21 protein-coding genes are annotated in these 19,929 nt (G+C 41.6%); 13 read left to right on the top strand and 8 right to left on the bottom strand.

Annotated elements, in window-relative coordinates:
• Positions 1-31: 31 nt before the first annotated feature.
• Positions 32-613: a Uma2 family endonuclease gene (locus tag myaer_RS20960; RefSeq protein WP_046663529.1), complete on the bottom strand. Its 582-nt coding sequence runs from the start codon at positions 611-613 to the stop codon at positions 32-34.
• 230 nt (positions 614-843) lie between these two features.
• Between myaer_RS20960 and myaer_RS20955 the strand changes: the two genes are divergently transcribed.
• Together myaer_RS20955 and myaer_RS20950 are read left to right on the top strand one after the other, a co-directional pair.
• Positions 844-1,491, top strand: a complete 648-nt coding sequence (locus myaer_RS20955) for a hypothetical protein (RefSeq protein ID WP_066030221.1) — start codon at positions 844-846, stop codon at positions 1,489-1,491.
• Between the two features lie 71 nt (positions 1,492-1,562).
• Entirely contained in the window at positions 1,563-1,814 is a 252-nt protein-coding gene (locus myaer_RS20950; RefSeq protein ID WP_002737239.1) for a BolA family protein, read from the top strand.
• Between the two features lie 454 nt (positions 1,815-2,268).
• Here myaer_RS20950 and myaer_RS20945 read toward each other — a convergent pair whose 3' ends face one another.
• Together myaer_RS20945 and myaer_RS20940 are read right to left on the bottom strand one after the other, a co-directional pair.
• Complete coding sequence (locus myaer_RS20945) at positions 2,269-2,859, bottom strand: PAP/fibrillin family protein (RefSeq protein WP_002747500.1); 591 nt, start codon at positions 2,857-2,859, stop codon at positions 2,269-2,271.
• A 179-nt stretch (positions 2,860-3,038) separates the two neighbouring features.
• Positions 3,039-3,602 carry a phycobilisome protein gene (locus tag myaer_RS20940; RefSeq protein ID WP_046663527.1) on the bottom strand — a complete coding sequence of 188 codons (564 nt, stop codon included), beginning with the start codon at positions 3,600-3,602 and terminating at the stop codon, positions 3,039-3,041.
• 149 nt (positions 3,603-3,751) lie between these two features.
• Here myaer_RS20940 and rseP point away from each other — a divergent pair, with 149 nt between their 5' ends.
• Positions 3,752-4,843, top strand: a complete 1,092-nt coding sequence (rseP, locus tag myaer_RS20935; protein WP_046663526.1) for an RIP metalloprotease RseP — start codon at positions 3,752-3,754, stop codon at positions 4,841-4,843.
• Positions 4,843-5,499, top strand: a complete 657-nt coding sequence (nth, locus tag myaer_RS20930; protein ID WP_046663525.1) for an endonuclease III — start codon at positions 4,843-4,845, stop codon at positions 5,497-5,499. The genes rseP and nth overlap by 1 nt, the downstream gene beginning before the upstream one ends.
• 118 nt (positions 5,500-5,617) lie before the next feature.
• On the opposite strand, the gene tnpA is transcribed toward nth, so the two are convergent.
• Positions 5,618-5,923 carry an IS200/IS605 family transposase gene (tnpA, locus tag myaer_RS20925; RefSeq protein ID WP_235614783.1) on the bottom strand — a complete coding sequence of 102 codons (306 nt, stop codon included), beginning with the start codon at positions 5,921-5,923 and terminating at the stop codon, positions 5,618-5,620.
• Between the two features lie 175 nt (positions 5,924-6,098).
• Between tnpA and myaer_RS20920 the strand changes: the two genes are divergently transcribed.
• Together myaer_RS20920 and myaer_RS20915 are read left to right on the top strand one after the other, a co-directional pair.
• Positions 6,099-7,358 (top strand): RNA-guided endonuclease InsQ/TnpB family protein, encoded by a 1,260-nt coding sequence (locus tag myaer_RS20920; RefSeq protein WP_046663524.1) that lies wholly within the window; start codon positions 6,099-6,101, stop codon positions 7,356-7,358.
• Positions 7,359-7,373: 15 nt separating this feature from the next.
• On the top strand, positions 7,374-7,982 hold the full coding sequence (locus myaer_RS20915; protein WP_002804258.1) for a rhomboid family intramembrane serine protease: 609 nt from the start codon (positions 7,374-7,376) through the stop codon (positions 7,980-7,982).
• Here the strand turns inward: myaer_RS20915 and myaer_RS20910 are convergent.
• A complete protein-coding gene (locus tag myaer_RS20910) occupies positions 7,979-8,305 on the bottom strand; it encodes an antibiotic biosynthesis monooxygenase family protein (RefSeq protein WP_002759792.1) in 327 nt (108 codons plus the stop codon). The two genes, myaer_RS20915 and myaer_RS20910, sit on opposite strands and share 4 nt — an antisense overlap.
• A gap of 161 nt (positions 8,306-8,466) precedes the next feature.
• On the opposite strand from myaer_RS20910, the gene myaer_RS20905 reads away from it, so the two are divergent.
• The gene (locus myaer_RS20905; protein ID WP_046663523.1) at positions 8,467-9,009 is read left to right on the top strand and encodes an NADPH-dependent FMN reductase; all 543 of its coding nucleotides are present in this window, start codon (positions 8,467-8,469) and stop codon (positions 9,007-9,009) included.
• Here the strand turns inward: myaer_RS20905 and folB are convergent.
• On the bottom strand, positions 8,996-9,352 hold the full coding sequence (folB, locus tag myaer_RS20900; protein WP_046663522.1) for a dihydroneopterin aldolase: 357 nt from the start codon (positions 9,350-9,352) through the stop codon (positions 8,996-8,998). The genes myaer_RS20905 and folB overlap by 14 nt on opposite strands.
• 132 nt (positions 9,353-9,484) lie before the next feature.
• Positions 9,485-10,468 carry a glycosyltransferase family 2 protein gene (locus tag myaer_RS20895; protein WP_046663521.1) on the bottom strand — a complete coding sequence of 328 codons (984 nt, stop codon included), beginning with the start codon at positions 10,466-10,468 and terminating at the stop codon, positions 9,485-9,487.
• A gap of 265 nt (positions 10,469-10,733) precedes the next feature.
• Between myaer_RS20895 and myaer_RS20890 the strand changes: the two genes are divergently transcribed.
• Genes myaer_RS20890 through myaer_RS20870 form a run of 5 tightly spaced genes read left to right on the top strand, consistent with a single transcriptional unit; the run spans position 10,734 to position 15,444 of the window.
• Entirely contained in the window at positions 10,734-11,654 is a 921-nt protein-coding gene (locus myaer_RS20890; RefSeq protein ID WP_046663520.1) for a glycosyltransferase family 2 protein, read from the top strand.
• Between the two features lie 14 nt (positions 11,655-11,668).
• A complete protein-coding gene (locus myaer_RS20885; RefSeq protein ID WP_046663519.1) occupies positions 11,669-12,628 on the top strand; it encodes a GDP-mannose 4,6-dehydratase in 960 nt (319 codons plus the stop codon).
• Between the two features lie 2 nt (positions 12,629-12,630).
• On the top strand, positions 12,631-13,848 hold the full coding sequence (locus tag myaer_RS20880) for a glycosyltransferase family 4 protein (protein ID WP_080949793.1): 1,218 nt from the start codon (positions 12,631-12,633) through the stop codon (positions 13,846-13,848).
• A gap of 30 nt (positions 13,849-13,878) precedes the next feature.
• Positions 13,879-14,862 carry a glycosyltransferase family 2 protein gene (locus tag myaer_RS20875; protein WP_046663518.1) on the top strand — a complete coding sequence of 328 codons (984 nt, stop codon included), beginning with the start codon at positions 13,879-13,881 and terminating at the stop codon, positions 14,860-14,862.
• A gap of 27 nt (positions 14,863-14,889) precedes the next feature.
• The gene (locus tag myaer_RS20870; RefSeq protein WP_046663517.1) at positions 14,890-15,444 is read left to right on the top strand and encodes a phycobiliprotein lyase; all 555 of its coding nucleotides are present in this window, start codon (positions 14,890-14,892) and stop codon (positions 15,442-15,444) included.
• Positions 15,445-15,989: 545 nt separating this feature from the next.
• Here myaer_RS20870 and metK read toward each other — a convergent pair.
• Positions 15,990-17,240: a methionine adenosyltransferase gene (metK, locus tag myaer_RS20865; protein WP_039899812.1), complete on the bottom strand. Its 1,251-nt coding sequence runs from the start codon at positions 17,238-17,240 to the stop codon at positions 15,990-15,992.
• A gap of 325 nt (positions 17,241-17,565) precedes the next feature.
• Here metK and pcrA point away from each other — a divergent pair, with 325 nt between their 5' ends.
• A complete protein-coding gene (pcrA, locus tag myaer_RS20860) occupies positions 17,566-19,887 on the top strand; it encodes a DNA helicase PcrA (RefSeq protein WP_046663516.1) in 2,322 nt (773 codons plus the stop codon).
• The last annotated feature ends 42 nt before the right edge of the window (positions 19,888-19,929 follow it).

Here is a 19,929-nt window from a genome sequence, read left to right as displayed (position 1 = left end):
AATTAGGCATTAATCCTGACGAAATCTAAGTTTACCCCTTGATCTCACTTTTATTGCCGAGTATTTCAATTAAAGTTAACTCTATTGCTGGAAAGGATTCAATAAAAATAATTTCACCTCGATAATATTTCTGAATAGCTTGATAACTACCATGCAGCGGATGGCGATAAACTTCTAAACATTCTTCCTTGAGATTAACGATCCAAACTTCTTGAATATTTGCCTCTGCATAAAGAGGGATTTTAGTATAGCGATCATAATCGAGGGTAGAATCGGAAACTTCAATAATTAAATAGATATCTTGAGGACAAGGATAGGCAGCAACATAAAAATCCGATCGAGGTATTAGTAAACTTAAATCTGGTTCTGGTTGAGAATTATTATTTAATCTAATCGGGTTTTGCACTCCTAACAGAATAAGATCACCGAATTTTCGATAAAATAACTGTGTTAATCTAGCTATACAGGCAGCATGACGGGTTCCCATCGGTGACATTTTGATAATTTCTCCTCGAATTAATTCCACTTTTTCATCGGGTTTGATTATTCCCTCGGTTGTCATTTTTTCGTATTCTTCCACCGTAAACTTACGAGTAATCAGTGATAAAGACATTTCAACTAAACTCCTGCTTTTTCTTTATTCTATCTGGGCAGCCTTCCAACGGGTGAATTATCGGTATTTAAACCATTAATCGGGGGGATAAACTAACTTTTTGGGGACTTGTACTGATTCTTTGGGAAAAATCAGTGCTTGCCATGGCGACAAAACCGCTAGATCCAACGTCTAGAAAGCTGGGGTCGGATCGAAACTGCCCCAAAAAAGCTACTATAGGTCAGTTGTCGATGTTAAAAAAAATAGCCGTTCCCATGGGGAACATTAAGTCGAGAAATTTTATGGTTAAACGAAAACAGCCTTATAGTTTAATTTATCTGCTCACTCTGGTGATCGGTTTAGTTATTGCGATCGCACCTGACGGACAAGCACAAACCCCCGACTCTAACACTCCTGCCAGCGATCCTAACGAATTAAAACCCTTAAATCAAGCCGATAGTGTCCTGAGTCTTCAGGGGGGACAACGTTTAGTGGAAGAAGCGAACGCCGCTATTAATGCCGCTAAATACAGTGTCGCTGTGGACAAACTCAATCAAGCGCGCCGGATTTTTAACCAACTATCTAACTATCATCTGCAATTAGCTAATAGTTTCTCAGGAATTGACCCGAAAGTATTCGATTCTCAGCGTCAAAGTGCTTTAAACACGGGACAAATGCGGGATGAAGCCACCTATAAGCTTGCTTTGGTCCATAGGGCGCAAAATCAGCCAGAATTGGCGGTTCCTTTGTTAATTCAGGTGATTCAATCCCAAAACCCCACCAGTGAATTAGGACAAAAAAGCTATCAACAACTCTACGAGATGGGATTTGTCAGCACACCCATCTCCGCACCGACTCCCACCTCGGCAACTCCTAACAACTCCCCCCCACGGCAGTAAATTTTGTCCCTATTGACGAGCTTTCGGTAACAATGGGATCAGAGTATCTTTAATTGTTTTGAGGAGTTACGATGGTTGACTTTCGCCAAGTAGAAGCGATGATTCAAGAACAAATCCCCGATGCACAAGTGATGATTCGGGATTTGACGGGAGGTGGCGATCATTTGGAAGCGGTGGTTATTTCTGGCGAATTTGCTGGCAAAACCCGCGTTAAACAGCATCAAATGGTTTATGGCGCTTTACAATCGGCACTGGCTACCGAAGCCATCCATGCTTTGGCATTAAAAACCTACACTCCCGACAGTTGGGCAGCAGAAAAATAACAGTTATCAGTTATCAGTTATCAGTTAAGTAGCTGGTTATAATTAAATCGAAGATGGCTCGCCCCTTAATACTAGGGTCGTTTCATTCTCTCAAATGTCATTCTCTCAAATCCTTATCTGGCAACGTTTTTAGTCGATTTCTCGGAATAAATATCTGAAAATTTTTCGTATATCCTAGACTGATTATAGCAAATTATTGCCTTTTGCCTCTCCTCATAAGTGGCCTATACTCAACGGATTTAGTATCAAATCCGATCCCTGATGGCTCTCTTATTCTTTGTGTGATAAGTTTAACTTATATAGTAGTGATCGGTCTTTGTGTCCTTTGTGTCTCTGTGGTTCGTTCCACTCACTTGCCCGCAAGAATGTATCTTAGAATACATTTTACCCAGCAAACCTAAGAGAGCCTTCCTGATAGCTGTTCCCTGTCTCCTGACTCCCGACATATCTTAAGTTAGGTTTTTTCCTTAGCCAGAATAAAGACGCTGCCCTCGCTGCCGCGGCCGATGCGGAGATCTTCATCGAGATAGGTGATATCGAGCCAACCTTTTTGTTCACGATTATTGAAGGAAAAATCGAGGGGAGGAAATTTTTTGCCACTTTCGATCGCGTCGATAAATTCTTGGGGAGAATGATAATTGAGAAAACGTTGCAGACCGAGGATCGATCGCTCAAATTTGACCATGACCCGACGCTCGGAGGTGGGTTCAAAGGTAGCGGCGACGATCACTGCTCCTTCTAACCAAGGTACGCCCGTAATTTCAGCAATATTATAGAGTTTGGCCTTGTTCAGGTCAAGATATTGATAAATTTGCCCCAATTGAAAAAAAGGTAGGCGATCTAGTCCCAGAATGTCGCGACTGCTGGTGAATAGTAAACGCCAATTGCCCCCTAATAGTTGTTTAACTTCGAGGGGATGAGGATGGGGATTGTGGTCCTCCAATTGTTCGATCGCCGCCAAAATCCGCACGCGGTCGCTTTCCGTGGCCAGGAGTCCGCGATTTCTACCAGCGATCAATTCTAGTAATTTCGCTTTGGCATCCATAGAATCTCCCTCATTTTATAAAGTACCTCGACCCGCCAGGCACTCGATCGAGGTTTTTGGTGGCCCTAAGAGGCCCACCCGCGCCGATGATTTCATGGGTTCAACGGAGTTTTAACCTCGGTGAGCGGCATTTTCAACCGTTGACCTTATTATTTTAACACAGATTAAATGCCGCAGTTTTAAAACTTTTTCATAACCGTAATTAAGTGATCGAAATAGGGAGCAATTGCGGTTTTTTCTGAGTCGCTAAAATAATCTAAACTGTATTGTTTTAAGGCTTCTAACCCCGAAATCATCGCCCCTAATGGTACTTGTAATTCTTGGTAAAGAAGACGCATATTTTCCAATCCCTCGGCACTGGTGTAGGGAATCTGCTGTCCGGCGACACCGTAGGTAATACAGCGTAAAAAGTTCCAGAAATCACGCCAACAAGCTTCGGCGCGGTGGGGTGGATGAAGATCGCCTCCGGGTTGGAGAATGGTAGGAAATTGGCTTAATAAAGCCTGACGAGCGTTATCGACGATGCTATTAGCATTATACCGCAGTTTTCGAGCTTGCTGACTAGAAACCAGTAAATCAGGCTCTAAATTGACGATAGTATCTAAATCGCTGTCGCTGAGATAGCGATTTAGATCATCCGCTTGTTGCCAAACAGCGATCGCTGCTTGCTGATAGGGCCAATTGGCGAAACTGATGATTCTCGCTTTTGGGATTAATTGCTGGGCGCGCTCACTCAAAGGCATCGATCGCTCTCCGTCGGGTCAAATTAGGCGGTTAAGATCACTTTTAGCATAAATGATCGAAAAATTAGCGATAACTAGAGATTTTTTGCAATCTGCCCGGGAGGATCGCTTACAATTAACAAAAGCTAATTCATTATATTTTGATCATCATGTCAGTTTTAATAGCGATCGGTGTCCTTGCCCTATTAATTGTCGTTCACGAATTAGGTCATTTTGCCGCTGCTCGTTGGCAATCTATCCATGTTAATCGCTTTTCCATCGGTTTTGGTCCAGCTTTAGCTAAATATCAAGGTAAAGAAACAGAATACGCCCTCCGCGCCATTCCTTTAGGGGGTTACGTTGGTTTTCCCGATGACGATCCCGATAGTCAAATTCCCAATAACGATCCTGATTTATTACGCAATCGTCCCGTTTTCGATCGAGCTATCGTCATTAGTGCGGGAGTAATTGCTAATTTAATTTTTGCCTATTTTTTGCTTGTTACCCAAGTCGCTACGGTGGGTTTTCCCCAAATTAACTATCAAGAAGGGGTAATTATTCCAGAGGTTTTCACTGCTGAAAATTCCGTCGCTAAACAAGCGGGAATGAAAGCGGGTGATATTGTTCTCGCTATCAATGATCAGCCCCTTGGTGCTTCTCAAAATGCCGTTATTGACTTCCGTGACATTATTCAATCTTCCCCCGATCAACCCCTAAAATTAACCATCAAACGCCCCACAGAAACTCTCGATTTAATTGTTACTCCTGAATTGGGCAGTGATGGTCAGGGTAAAATTGGGGTGAGATTGGCTCCTAACGGTGAAGAAACTCACCTGAAAGCCGATAATTTTGGTCAAGCTTTTAGCTTGGGTGCGGGTGAATTTCAACGATTAATCCTATTAACCATTCAAGGTTTTGGGCAGTTATTTAGTAACTTTAAAGAAAATGTTCAACAGGTAGCCGGACCGGTTAAAATTGTTGAATACGGAGCAGCAATCGCTCGTAATGATGCGGGTAATCTTTTTCAATTTGCCGCCCTAATTAGTATTAACTTAGCGGTGATTAATATTCTGCCTTTACCTGCTCTTGATGGTGGTCAGTTGGTATTTTTATTAATCGAGGCTTTAGTAGGTAAACCTCTCCCAACTAAACTGCAAGATAACATCATGCAAACAGGTCTAGTTTTACTCTTAGGATTAGGAGTTTTCTTAATCGTGCGCGACACGGCTAACCTAGCAGTTTTTCAGGATTTATTCCAGTGATGGCCCCTCGAAAAAAAACTCAGCTTCAACTGCACGTCCTAGAGATTTTAAGCAACTTAAAGCGATTATATCCAGAGGCAACCTGTAGCTTAAATTATCAAACTCCCGTGCAGTTATTGGTGGCAGTGATCCTCTCGGCACAATGCACTGATGAGCGGGTAAATAAGGTGACTCCTGCTTTATTTGCTCGTTTTCCCGATGCTAAATCCTTAGCTTTTGCCGAGCGAGAGGAGTTAGAAACTCTGATTCGTTCCACGGGATTCTATCGCAATAAAGCCAAAAATATTCAGGGTGCTTGTCAAAAAATTCTTAAGGATTTTCAGGGGGAAGTACCCAAGACAATGGAGGAATTATTAACTTTACCCGGAGTAGCTAGAAAAACGGCTAATGTGGTACTTGCTCACGCTTACGCGATTATTGAGGGGGTGACAGTAGATACCCACGTTAAGCGCTTAAGTAATCGTTTGGGTTTAACTACTAATAACGATCCGGTGAAAATTGAACGGGATTTAATGGCTTTACTACCTCAACCGGATTGGGAAACTTTTTCTATTAGTATTATTTACCACGGCCGGGCGGTTTGTAAAGCAAGAAATCCCGCTTGTTTTTCCTGTCAATTAGCCTCTCTTTGTCCCGCAGCAAACAGTAAACAGTAAACTGTAAACTCACACCTGATAACTGGTAACTGAATCACTGATAACTGAGAACTGAATCATTGATAACTGATCTGGGGGCTATCTCAATGGAGCGAGATGAATCGCGACCAGAATGAAACTAACGCGGTAGCGTTTCCACTTTCGGGTAGTTTTGGTTATCGACGTATTTTTTTAGTTGTTCGATGGTAACGCCGCGACAACTGGCCACGAAATAACCTCCCGTCCAAAAATAGGGTTTGTTGTAGAAATACTTTGCCGCTAAGTACGGAAATTCTTTTCTAATTAAGCGACTACTAACTGTTTTAAGGTTAGCGATTAATTTGGATAAAGCGATCTCAGGTTTGTAATCGATAATCCGGTGAACGTGATCCGATTCACCGTTGAAATCAAGCAACACGCTTTCCCATTTTGTCAGCGTTGACACCAAGATTTCTTTAAGTCGGGCTAAGATTTCATTGTTAATAGCAATGGTCGGTATTTGATGACGAATACGACATGAGCGGTAAGTCTATAAACGGAGCGAAATCCATGATTATAATCGGTTGACATATTAGGCGATAAGTGTTATAATCTAATTCTACATCACGAAACAAACGACAGTGATAACGCTTACCTACCAGTACAAACTAAAGGTAAACAGGCAACAGGAACGGGAGATCGTCCACATTCTTGATGTTGGCAAGAGCGTTTACAATTACGCGCTCTCGGAACGGAAGGATTGGTTGAACTCTCGAAAGTGTCTTGCGGATCGCTGTTCGCTAGTTTCTGAGTACATAATTCCTGCGGATGAACCCTATCCTAATTACTTCGTTCAAGCTAAAAATCTAACGGAAGCTAAAAAAGTTTACCCGATATTAAAGACGGTTAACGCTCAAGTCTTACAGCAAGTCTTAAAAACTTTAGATAAAGCGTTTGACCGCATGAAATCGAAAGGCTTCGGCTTTCCTAGATTTAAGAAAAAGATGCGAAGTTTTGTTTTCCCCGCGCTGTCAAAAAACTTTCTAGGTGACGAATACTTAAATTTTCCACAATTGGGAAAAATTCGGATTAGGAAATCTAGGGAGTACCCGTCTGGGTTTGAGCCTAAACAAGCTCAAATTATCCGCAAAGCGTCGGGATTTTACGTTTCGGTTTCCTTTAAGTCCCAAGAATCCGTCCCCGATATAACGGCTGGGAAAACCTGTTTAGGAATCGACGCAGGAATTGAGAGTTTTGTCGCTACTTCACAGGGATATTTAATCAAAGCCCCTCGATTTTTGTTGAAAGTACAGAGTAAGCTTAAATTGCTACAAAGACGCTTGAAACATCAAGTCAAAGGCTCTAGCAATTGGTTAAAAATTCAGGAGAAGATAGCAAGATTACACGAAAAAGTGTCTAATACTCGTAGAGATTGGCACTTTAAACTAAGTCATTACCTTTGCGATCTCGCTGATAACATCTTCGTTGAGGATATTAACTTTGTTTCCTGGTCTAGAGGGATCGTTAGAAAACAATCTCTGGATTCAGGCATCGGTAGTTTTATTAACGAGATACTACCGTTTGTCGTTTGGAAACGGGGAAAATATTATCTTAAGGTTGATAAAAACGGAACTTCGCAAGAGTGTCCTAATTGTGGCGCGATTACCGGCAAAAAAGCGTTATCAGAAAGAGTTCACCGATGCAATTTCTGCGGCCACATTGAACCAAGAGATACGGCATCAGCGAAGGTAATCGAGAACCGAGGAAAAAACGCGGTCGGACTGACCGTGTTAGAAAACGCTCGCGGAGGCGATTTGACGGGGATCGACCGGTTAAACCAGGTCGATCTAGTTAAAAGCCTAAGAACCGAGAATCCCCCGCTACACCGCGCGAGCGGTTAGCGGGGGAGAGTCAAAATGGGAAAAAATAGCTCATCCATCAATCTTATGAGTCAAGGATCACGGCAAGAAATAAAAACCCAAGCAATAATCCTCGCTACCTTTGTGGCGATTTTTTGGCTGTTAGAGATTTTAGATCAATTTGTTTTTCGGGGCAGTTTAGACATTTTCGGGATTATTCCCCATCAAGTCATCGGATTGCGGGGTATTCTTTTCGCACCTTTCCTACACGGTGACTTTCCCCATCTTATTGCTAATACGGTTCCTTTCCTGATTCTCGGTTGGTTGGTGATGTTACAGGAAACCAGTGACTTTTTTATTGTGACTGGGTTGACTATGCTGGTGGGGGGGTTAGGAGTCTGGTTATTTGCTGCTCCCGGATCCATCCATATCGGGGCAAGTATCTTGATTTTTGGCTATTTAGGTTTTTTATTACTGCGGGGCTATTTCCAAAGAAATATTCCTTCTATACTCTTGTCAATTCTAGTCTTTTTACTCTACGGTGGCACAATTTGGGGCGTTTTGCCTTCCCGTCCGGGGATTTCTTGGCAAGGACATTTATTCGGTTTTCTAGGCGGGGTTTTAGCCGCCAAATTAATCGCCACCGAAAAGAAACATTATCCCTAAATGGGGGACCCTTCTATCTCGCTACATACTTCATAAAAATCGGTCACAGGCGGTTTCGCAAACAGAGGAGCCATGGATTTCAGCAATAATTCATGGGCTTCGCTTTTATTTGCCTCCATATCATCGATTTTATCCCAGATGATCACGGCAATTCCTTCATCGGTTCCGGGTTTTTGCAACAGAAAAGCCCCCTGGAATCCCGTGGAATAGGTGGAAACGGCCTTTTCGTAGAGTTTTTGGGCCTCGGAAAAACACCCCGGTTTGAATTCACCAATAGCCACATAGGCATATTTATGTTTGAGAAAATCGAGAAATTCTGGCATGGCAATCAGGGGAAATGGAATAAATCTTTCTTTCTACTCCCATTAAAACTTAGATCGATCGCTCCCTCCGCCCCATCGACATATTTTTTTAACTAAGCTTGCCCCAATTGTCTCTTTTTTTGTTAGCTTATATGTAGTCGTTATGAGTTTGTATAAGTTCTATGATCAAAATCGTTGGTATTAATGGCAGTTTACGCAGCGGATCCTATAGTGCGATGGCGTTAGAAGTTGCTATCAGTCGATTAGGGGCGTTAGGAGTAGAAACGGAGATAATTGACCTAAGAAAACTCTCTTTACCCTTCTGTAACGGGGGAGATGACTATTCTGACTATCCCGATGTAGCCAAAATGCAGCAAACGGTTAAATCGGCAGCAGGATTAATTTTGGCGACACCGGAATATCATGGTAGTGTCAGTGGTGTGATGAAGAATGCCCTAGATTTAATGAGTTTTGAGGAGTTATCGGGAAAGGTTGCCGGGTTAATCAGTGTTTTAGGCGGCCAATCCAATAGTAACGCCCTCAATGATTTAAGAATAATTCTCCGTTGGGTTCATGCTTGGGTAATTCCGGAACAAATTAGCTTAGGACAAGCGTGGAAAGTCTTCAACGAAGAAGGAAAAATCCTTGACGAGAAGCTTTCCCAACGTTTTGACGCTTTTGCGCAAAGTTTAGTCGATAATACGCGTAAACTCAACGAGATCTAGTGATATCGATGGTGATTTTACCGGTAAAGTTGGGAATTGGGGCGGCGGGTTTTGATAATTGTACTCTTACCTGTCGCACTCCCTCGAGTTTTAGGATATCCTCAGCGATAACCGTGGCCAATTTTTCCACGAGGGCAAATTTGCTGGTTTCAATCTGGTGTTTGACAATTTCGATCGCCTGTCGATAATCTAGAGTATCTTCAATTGCGTCACTTTTGCCAGCAATGCTGATATCAACTTCTAGGGATAAATCCACCTCAAACCATTGACCTAAAACCTGTTCTTCGGCCAGATATCCTGTGTAACCGTAGGCACGAATTCCTGTAACGTGAATAGTATCCATAGATAGTTAAATTAAAAAACTGGTAGCGTTGGTCACAAAGATGAAGTGTAACCTAATTTGGTATGGAAAACCCACTCTCCAAAACGAAAACTTCCTACCCAACCAGATAAGATAACTGCTATAAGTTATAGTTTATACGGCTCTGACCTGTTCAGCGTAATCTTTAGGACGTAGTTGACGGAAACCTTGAAAAGCCAATTGTCTCAAGTTTAGAGGTAAATAGGAAAGCAGTAAACCCAGTCTAGCTCGTCGGGATTTTCCTGACAATTTCGAGGCTTTTTCTATTAAAAATCGCCCAGCTTCGGTTTCTCCCTTTTCAATTAATTTTATTCCCAAAGATTCCTGTAAAAAAGCCGCCTTTTTTACTCTTTCTTCTTCTAATTTTAGATCATTAAATTGATAACTTTCCGTACAAAACAATTTTGCTTGCAAAAAGTGAACCGCTTGTTTTAAGCTAGTTTGACCGCCATGAAAACGATATTCCATTAATAATTCTGGCAGAAAATAAGCTTGTTTTCCCACTAAGGCTAAACGCACTAATAAATCAAAATCTTCACAACCATCCGCTTGAGGGCGCATATAATCCACATCGGCTAAGGATTGATAACGAAAAAGAGTCGAACCCACCTGTAAACTTTGATAGGAAAAAGTTTGTCTTTCTAAATCGGGAATAATCCCTTTTTGTAATCTGTCCTTGCCCCATTTGGCTGAATTTTCTTGGGTGGCAGCCGTAACTTTTTGTCCAAATTTATCAATAATCCAGTGATCGGTACAGACAAAATCAACGTTTTTTTCTTGATCTAAAATAGGGACAGTTTTCGCTAAAAATTCGGGAGTTAGTCCATCATCATCATCGAATTTAATAAAATATTCTCCCCGAGCAGCCGTAAAACCCGATCGCATATTTAAACTTCTGCCAAGATTTTGGGGATGACGCAGATAAATTATTCTCGAATCCTGAAATGCTGTCACCACTTCTGGGGTACGATCAGAAGAACCATCATCACAAACAATTAACTCAAAATCTTCATAAGTCTGCCCCAAGACACTATTAATCGAATAGCTGAGATAATCGGCGCGGTTATAGGTGGGAATACAAACAGTTACTTTCGGCATAATATTTTCAGTAATCAGTAATCAGTTATCAGTGGAGAGTGTTATAGCAGTTATCTTAATGGTGAGATAGGAAGTTTTCCTTTTGGGCAGTCGGTCGTCAATACCAAATTAGGTTATACTTCATCTTTACGAGAAACGCTATCAGTAAAAAGCAATCTCCTGTCTCCTGTCTCGGAGTCTCCTGTCTCCGGGTTAAAAAAGCATTTTTACATTTTTGCAAAGGAATGTTAAGTTTTAGGGTATTGAATGAGTAACCTTGATAGCCATGGCTCCTAAAATAGCAGGGATTATCTGTACCTACAACCGCGATCACTACCTAGCAGCAGCGATCGATAGTCTTTTGGCGCAAACTTGCCCAGATTGTGAGATTTTAGTGGTTGATAACGCATCTACCGATAAAACCCGTCAGGTGGTCGAGTCGCGTCTGGGAGATGGGCGGCTAAAATACGTTTACGAACCTATTTTAGGGCTATCTACCGCCAGAAATCGCGGGGCGAAGGAAACTAGAGCGCCGATTTTAGCCTATTTGGATGACGATGCGATCGCTAGTCCTCAATGGTTGCAAATTCTGTTAAATGCCTACGAAAATAACCAAAAACTGGCAGTAGCTGGGGGAAAAGTCACCTTAATTTGGCCGCAAGGCTACAGTCAACCCAATTGGTTATCCGATCAGTTAGCCGGTGGTTTAGGGGCCTTCGATTTGGGCGACAATGTGGTATATATCAGCCAGGCGGATTTAACTCCGCGAGGGGTTAATTACTCAATCCGGCGAGATTTCTGGGAGAAGATTGGCGGTTTTGACCCTAATTTGGGAAGAATTGGTAAAAAACTTCTTTCTAACGAGGAATTATACACTACAGAACTAGCACTCGCCCAGGGATGGCAAGTAGGCTATTTTCCCGCAGCATTGGTGGAACACAATGTTGCCCCGGAAAGAATCAATCGTCAATGGTTTATGCGTCGCAGTTGGTGGCAAGGCATCAGCGAACACTACCGGGAAGAAGTGGCAGGAAAGACGGGATTGGCTCAATTTGGGCGAGGAGGTGAGCGTTTGGTGAGAGGATTGGTTAAATCTGTCAAATTTATCAATGATCCCGCTAAAAGCTTTGATAATCTTCTCTATGCCTATGGACAAATCGGTTATTTAAGCGAAGCCGCCAAGGCGATGTTAAACCCTCAAAAGTAAATTATTGTAAATAAATGAGTAAAAAAGCGTTAATTTGTGGTATATCGGGGCAGGATGGAGCCTACCTCGCCGAATTACTGTTAAAAGCTGGCTATACAGTTTGTGGCACCTCCCGGGATGCCCAAATGTCCTCTTTTAGTAATCTGAAACGTTTGGGAATCAAGGAACAGGTAAAACTAGAATCAATGGCACTAAATGACTTTCGCAGTGTCCTACAGGTGTTAATTAAAATTCAGCCCGATGAGGTCTATAATTTGGCTGGACAAAGTTCTGTGGGTTTATCTTTTGAGCAGCCAGTGGAAACCTTAGAAAGTATTGCCACGGGAACCTTAAATCTCTTAGAAGCAATTCGATTTACCGGAGCAAAAATTAAATTATATAATGCGGGATCGAGTGAATGTTTCGGGGATATCGGCGATAATTCTGCCGACGAAAATACCCCTTTTCGTCCTCGCAGTCCCTACGCTGTTGCCAAATCGGCGGCTTTTTGGGAAGTAGCCAATTATCGAGAAGCCTACGGAATTTTTGCCTGTTCAGGCATACTTTTCAATCATGAATCTCCCCTACGCCCCGAGCGCTTTGTTACCCAAAAAATTATCGCTGCCGTGGCTAAAATTGCCCGGGGAAGTCCCGATACTTTACACTTAGGGAATATGGACATTCAAAGGGATTGGGGTTGGGCGCCGGAGTACGTTGAAGCGATGTATTTAATGTTGCAACAGGAGCAACCCGATGATTACGTCATTGCCACGGGAGAAAGTTCAAAACTAGAGGATTTTGTCGCCACAGCTTTTGCTACTGTTGGCTTAAATTGGCAAGATCATGTAATTTCTGATCGAAGTTTATTAAGACCAACAGATTTAGCCATTAGTCGCGGCAATCCCCACAAAGCTAAGGAAAAATTAGGTTGGCAAGCACGATACAAAATGACCGATATTGTCCGCATGATGGTAGAAAATCGTTTAGAGGAATAGCTATGAATATCTTAATGATTAGTTCCACCTTTCCCTATCCACCTAGCAAAGGAGGAACTCAGGGCAGAACTTTTAATTTACTCAAATATCTCAGCAAAAATCATGATATTACTCTCATCGTTCAGCGTACTGCTGATGTCAGCGATGAGGAGGTAGAAAAGTTAGGTAAATTTGTTAGTGAATTGGTAGTTTTTCCCCGTCCTCGCGATGCCAAAACTGGAATAATTTCTAAACTGCACAGATTAGCTCAATTCCTGCAAACGGGAACACCTCCCAATGTACTTTTTGGCTATTCTCAAGAGATGCAGAACTGGATAGATAGGGCAGTTAAGAGTCAAAAATTCCCAGTAATTACCAGTGAACATAGTGTTAATGAAATTTATATTCGTCCTCAATGGAAACAGCAAATTAGGACAGTAATTGATGTGCATAGTTCCCTCTATCAAACCGGCAAAAGTCAATTAGAAATTGGGGTTTCTAGTCAAGAATTACGGGATCGTCTCTACCTTCCTCTCCTGCGTCGCTACGAACAAAAAACTGTGCAGAAATTCTCAAAAATTGTCGTCACTACCGATGATGATCAAAAACAAATGGAAGAATTTGCTCCCAATGGAGAAATTTATTTAATTCCTAATGCAGTAGATTTAGATTTGTTTCCCTATCGTACCGAGGATCCTTCTGGACACAATTTAGTGTTTATCGGTGGGTTAGATTATTGGGTTAATATCGATGCGGCCTGTTTTTTAGCTAGGGAAATTTTACCTCGTATTCAAATTACTTATCCCGATACTACTTTAACTCTAGTCGGTGCTAATCCATCCCTAGAAGTGCAAGAATTAACTAAGTTAAAAGGAGTAATTGTGACGGGACGAGTACCGTCAATGACCACCTATCTTCATCAGGCAACTGTGGCAGTTATTCCCCTAAGAACAGGTTTTGGAATGAAGTTTAAAACCCTAGAATCTATGGCTGCGGGGGTGCCAGTGGTAGCCAGCGATCGAGGTTTAGAAGGATTAACAGTGGAAGGAAATAATGTTCCTCTAGCAGCCTTAAGGGCTAATAGTATTGAGGAATATTGTACGGCGATTAGTAGTCTTTTTGAATCGGCAGAGTTGCGAGAAAAATTATCTAGAAATGCTCGCAAGTTAATCGAAGATAATTATACTTGGCAGCAAGCAGCCACTAAGTACGAACAAGTTTTAGTTGCTGATATTTGTTAGAAAATTTTTCTAGTTTTTTGTTAAATTAATATGCTATCAAATCAAATACCTGTGAAAATATCTGTTGTTGTTCCTCTGTATAACGAAGAAGAAAATATCGATGTTCTCTTTAGGCGACTTTTCGCGGTTTTAGAGACAATAAATACCAGTTATGAGGTCGTTTGCGTCAATGATGGTAGTCGTGACAATACTCTCAAAAATCTCGTAGAATATCATCAACGTTACCCACAAATTAAAGTGGTTAATTTATCGCGTAATTTTGGTAAAGATATTGCCATGTCAGCAGGAATTGATTACAGTCAAGGAATGGCAGTCATTCCTATTGATGCTGATTTACAAGATCCGCCAGAATTAATTGCCGAAATGATCGAAAAATGGCAGCAGGGTTATGATGTGGTTTATGCGTCCCGTCGGGTTAGAATTGGCGAAAGTTGGTTGAAACGTTTCACCGCAGAAGGTTTCTATCAAGTCATTAATAAATTAAGTCGGGTTCCTATTCCCCCTAATACGGGAGATTTTCGCTTAATTGATCGCCGAGTGGTAGAATCAATTAAAAAGATGCCCGAACGTCAAAGATTTATGAAAGGTATATTTGCTTGGGTAGGATATAAACAGACATCAATTTTATTCGATCGAGAACCCCGGTATCAAGGACAAACTAAATGGAATTACTGGAAATTATGGAATTTTGCCATCGATGGTATTACCTCTTTTAGTTTTTTACCTCTGAAGGTCTGGACCTATGTAGGGTTTATCATTGCATTTATTAGTCTTGTTTATGCTAGTTTTTTAATTCTTAGGACTATTATTTTAGGAATCGATGTACCCGGATACGCTTCTCTGATGGTTACTGTCTTATTTTTAGGAGGAATTCAATTACTCACTCTTGGTATTATTGGCGAATATATTGGCAGGGTTTATGAGGAAGTAAAAGGCCGGCCACTTTATCTGGTTCGAGATTGTTATGGTTTTGAAAATAGGGAACAAGTTACTGATAAAATAACTCAAAATTAAAATACTGACAAGAGGAGAATTAAGTCTATGAATACCGAAATTTTTCAGCAATTTTTTGCCTATTGTGTCGGTAGTTGGCAAACAGAAAGAACCTATCATTATCTAGCGGATCAAGAAGTGGAACGTTCCCGTACTGAATTTCTTATCCAACCCCTGACTAGGGAGATTAAACAGAAAGTTCTAACAGATAATAACTATCCTGATATTGCGGATTTAGAAAGTATCCCCGGGTTTAATTTAGGTTTCTATACCATCTCGGAAAAAGGGGAAGAAGTGCGACAAAATCTTAATCTTTTATTTGTGGTTAAAGCAGAAAATAACGGTTATTTAGAAGGGGATTATCTTCGTGATCGCGCCTACGAAGAAGCAAGACCAATTATCTCCGCTTTTCGCTTTGATTCCACCACCAGAGAGTTATTAATGACCACCAATTACACTCGCAGTGTTTCCGTGGATTCAATTACTTTAATCAATCCAGACCTGCGAATTCGCAAAATTATTAACTATCAACGTCCCCAGCAGGGGGAACCCTTAGAAAAAGTTCTCTTGGTCGGTTTTGGGGTTGAGTGTAAAGTCAGTTAAAAAAATATTTCTTTCCCCCCCCTTGATTCTCCAGTCGGGGGGAGATTTTATAATAGGGTAACGATAGGATTAAGAAGCAAAAATAATGCTCAAAATCGGTCAACTTTCCCTAGAAAGTGGTGTTTCAATCGATATAGTCATTTCAATTAAGATTGAGAATTTCATCGGTCTAGATTGTAAGCTAAGACGCATTTAAACCGCTTATTCTTAGATTAGCCGACTCTCCCCCAATCCCTTTACTGTTGCAAGAGTGCAAGAGTGCCTCTTGCCTCGTCTCAACAAGCAATTTAAATGCGCGGGCAGCTTATCAGACTTATCTGAAATGACTATAGCAATGATCAAAGTCAATTAGAGCTAAAAATTGGTTATTCTTTCGGATTTTAGCCTAGCAAACTGAAGATTAATCTTCAGGTTAGAAAATCTGATTATTTATTCCCGCTTTTGCCTCTTCTCATAAGTAGCCTATACTCAACGAATTTAGTATAAAAAAGGAATAGAGCCTGAAACTCTATTCCTGAATCAAAATTTTCAGTTAATTTTTAACCCTATACCACCGCAGAAGTCAAAGCTTCTTTGAGGATAGCGGCTTTATCGGTTTGTTCCCAGGGTAAATCGAGATCATTGCGACCAAAATGACCATAAGCGGCTACATCTTGGTAAAAACGCTCGCCTCTTTCACTGGGTAAACCGCGCAGGTTAAAGGTTTGGATAATACCGGCCGGACGGAGTTCAAAGTATTTATTGATTAAGTCCAGAATCACATCATCGGCGACTTTGCCAGTGCCAAAGGTTTCCACGAAGACACTCACCGGACGAGCTACCCCAATCGCATAACCCACTTGAATCTCGCACTTATCGGCCAAACCAGCAGCGACGATATTTTTGGCCACATAACGGCAAGCATAGGCCGCGGAGCGATCAACTTTGGTAGGATCCTTACCGGAGAAAGCACCGCCACCGTGACGAGAATAGCCACCGTAGGTATCGACGATAATTTTCCGTCCCGTTAATCCCGCGTCGCCTTGGGGTCCACCAATGACGAATTTTCCAGTGGGATTAACCAGATAACGGGTATTGGCATCGGGTTTAATTTCTAAATCGCTGAAGACCGGTTGTACTACTGCTTCCCAGAGATCACTTTTAATCTTTTGTTGGACGAGATCATTATCGGTGATATCGCCGATAGTGGCATCGTGTTGGGTAGAAACAAGGATAGTATCGATACCCACGGGACGACCATCTTCATAAATGACCGATACTTGCGTTTTACCGTCGGGACGCAGATAGGACAGTTCACCCGTTTTTCTGACTGCCGCTAAACGGCGAGCGATGCGGTGGGCTAAACTAATCGGTAAGGGCATAAATTCGGGGGTTTCATTGCAAGCGAAACCGAAGACAATACCCTGGTCTCCCGCACCAATTTTATCGAGTTCATCATTACTGAGAAGTTCGCGATTTTCCTGAGCAGCCGTGACACCCTGGGAAATATCGGGAGATTGTTCGTCTAAAGCGACTAAAACGGTGCAACTATTCGAGGAAAATCCGTTATCTGCGTTGATATAACCGATTTCAGCGATTTTACTGCGAACTAAATTGACGAAATGAACTTGCGCTTTCGAGGTGATTTCACCGGTAATCAAGACTAACCCTGTATTGACAACCACTTCAGCCGCTACACGACTGTGGTCATCTTGGGATAACAGAGCATCGAGAATGGTATCAGAAATCTGGTCACAAATTTTATCGGGATGTCCCTCTGTAACCGATTCGGAGGTGAACAAATAACGTTTAGACAAGTGATGTCCCTCACATAGTAGTACATTTGAACATGAAAAGATTCTCGGAAATCTTTGATCATACAGTGTAACAGGGAATTTGTAGAGATCGAATATTTTCCATAAGAAACCGCCCGAACATTGTCCGGACGGAGTGTGGTGTGAGGAGTGAACGGAAACTTGCGTCTCCGCTAATTCCATTGTAGATGACAACTTAGAATCTTGAGCGATTTGAAACAAACTAGCCAAAAAAATTTTTATCTCTGGAAGGGGTTGACTAATGCCCGATCCCCGTCTCGATGATGTAGCCTGATTAATAGAGGTCGCAGAGCTATATGGAAAGATTATGACAGTCACAGCCGATTATTTAGAACAACTCAATCCTTCTCAGCGCCTTGCTGTCGAGCATTTTTGCGGCCCCCTGTTGGTGGTTGCTGGGGCAGGATCGGGAAAAACCAGCGCTTTAACCTATCGTATCGCCCATTTGATCCGTCATCACGGGGTCGATCCAGAAAATATTCTCGCGGTCACTTTTACCAATAAGGCAGCCCGGGAAATGAAAACGAGAATTGAAAAAACTTTTGCTCAACAGAAGGCACAGGAAAAATACGGTCAAAGATTAGAACTTTTAGAAGAATACGAACAGAAAAAACTCTTTTCTCAAGTTTATCGGAATTATACTAAAAAACTCTGGATCGGGACTTTTCACAGTCTTTGCGGTCGGATTTTGCGCTATGACATTAATAAATATCAGGATGAATATGGTCATAGTTGGCAAAGGAATTTTTCAATTATGGACGAATCTGATGCCCAAAGTTTAGTGAAAAATATCGTCACTAAACAGATGAATTTAGACGATAAAAAATTTGATGCTCGCAATCTACGTTATGCGATTAGTAATGCCAAAAACTTAGGGTTAACTCCCAGGGATTACGCCAGAGAAAACCCTCATTTTCGGGGAAAGGTCATTTCTGAGGTTTATCAGGCTTATCAGATGCAATTAGCCCAAAATAATGCCCTAGATTTTGATGATTTGATACTGGTTCCAGTCCGTCTTTTTCAGCAAAATGAGTCTATTCTCGGTTATTGGCATACGCAATTTAAGCATATTTTAGTCGATGAATACCAAGATACTAACCAGATTCAGTACGAGTTAATTCGGCTTTTGTCCACCAATGGTGAAACGAAAAAAAGTGAGTGGAATTGGACGGATCGATCGATTTTTGTGGTGGGTGATGCCGACCAATCTATCTATAGTTTTCGGATGGCAGATTTTACTATTCTGCTCAATTTTCAAGCGGACTTTGGCGATGGTTTACCCGATGACGATACTCGCACGATGGTGAAACTACAGGAAAACTATCGTTCACGCGAGAATATTCTACAAGCGGCAAATAAATTAATTGAAAACAATAGTCAAAGAATTGATAAAGTCCTTGTTCCTACTAGGGAAGGGGGCGAGAGTATCTATGTTTTTAAAGCCAGAGATGAACAGGAAGAAGCATCTTTTGTTATCGATAAAATTCGAGAATTTACCCAAGAAAACCCCGAATTAAATTGGGGCAGTTTTGCCATTCTCTACCGAATTAATGCCCAATCTCGTCCCTTTGAAGATACGTTAATTCGCAATAATATTCCCTATAATATTGTCGGGGGATTTAAATTTTATGATCGACAGGAGATTAAAGATGCGATCGCTTATTTGCGAGTGATTGCCAATCCTGCCGATACCGTTAGTTTACTGAGAATTATTAACACTCCCCGGCGCGGTATCGGTAAAACCACAATCGATAATTTGCTCAAAGCTGCCCAAGAATTAGGAGTACCTTTATGGGAAATTATCAGCGATGAAACTTCCGTTAATACTCTCGCCGGTCGTGCCACTAAAAGCATCAATAAGTTAGCTAAAATTATCCAAAACCTGCAAGAAAAAATCACCGATTTATCCGCTAGTGAAATTTTAGATAAAATCATGGAAGATTCGGGATATATTGATGAATTAAAACAGCAAGGAACCGAGGAAGCTGATACCCGCATCGAGAATATTCAAGAATTGTATAGCGCCGTGGTACAATTCCAAGAGGAAAACGAAGAAACCAATCTCCAGGAATTTCTCGCTAATGCTAGTTTAGCCTCGGACTTAGATAATCTTCAGGAAGGTCAAGAAAAAGTCTCCTTAATGACCCTTCATTCCGCCAAAGGTTTAGAGTTTCCTATCGTCTTTTTAGTCGGTTTAGAACAGGGCATTTTTCCCCATAATCGTAGTTTAAACGATCCCATTGCCCTTGAGGAAGAACGCCGTTTGTGTTATGTGGGAGTAACTCGGGCCAAGGAACAATTATTTTTAACCTACGCAAAAGAAAGATATGTCTGGGGGAATAAAGAGACGAAGGTAGCTTCCCAATTTTTGCAGGAATTGCCACCAGAATTGCTCACAAGCAACCTGAAACCGAAAAAGACCCCAAAAGTGGTTCCCATTCAAACAACCGCCTCTAATCAAAGAAAATGGCAGGTAGGCGATCGAGTGTTACACTCTACTTTTGGAGAAGGAGAAGTGACCCATATCCTCGGTGCGGGCAAAAAAATGAATCTAGCGGTCAAATTTTCGGGTTTAGGTCAGAAAATCATCGATCCTCGCACCGCACCCATGCAACTTATCCACGAATAGGTAATCATCTGTAGTGGACTGTTTCAGCTAAAATAGGGCAAT

Source organism: Microcystis aeruginosa NIES-2549 (genome assembly GCF_000981785.2).
Lineage (GTDB): Bacteria > Cyanobacteriota > Cyanobacteriia > Cyanobacteriales > Microcystaceae > Microcystis > Microcystis aeruginosa_C.
The sequence above is the reverse complement of the archived record's forward strand: the minus strand, read 5'-3'. Positions and strand labels throughout refer to the sequence as shown.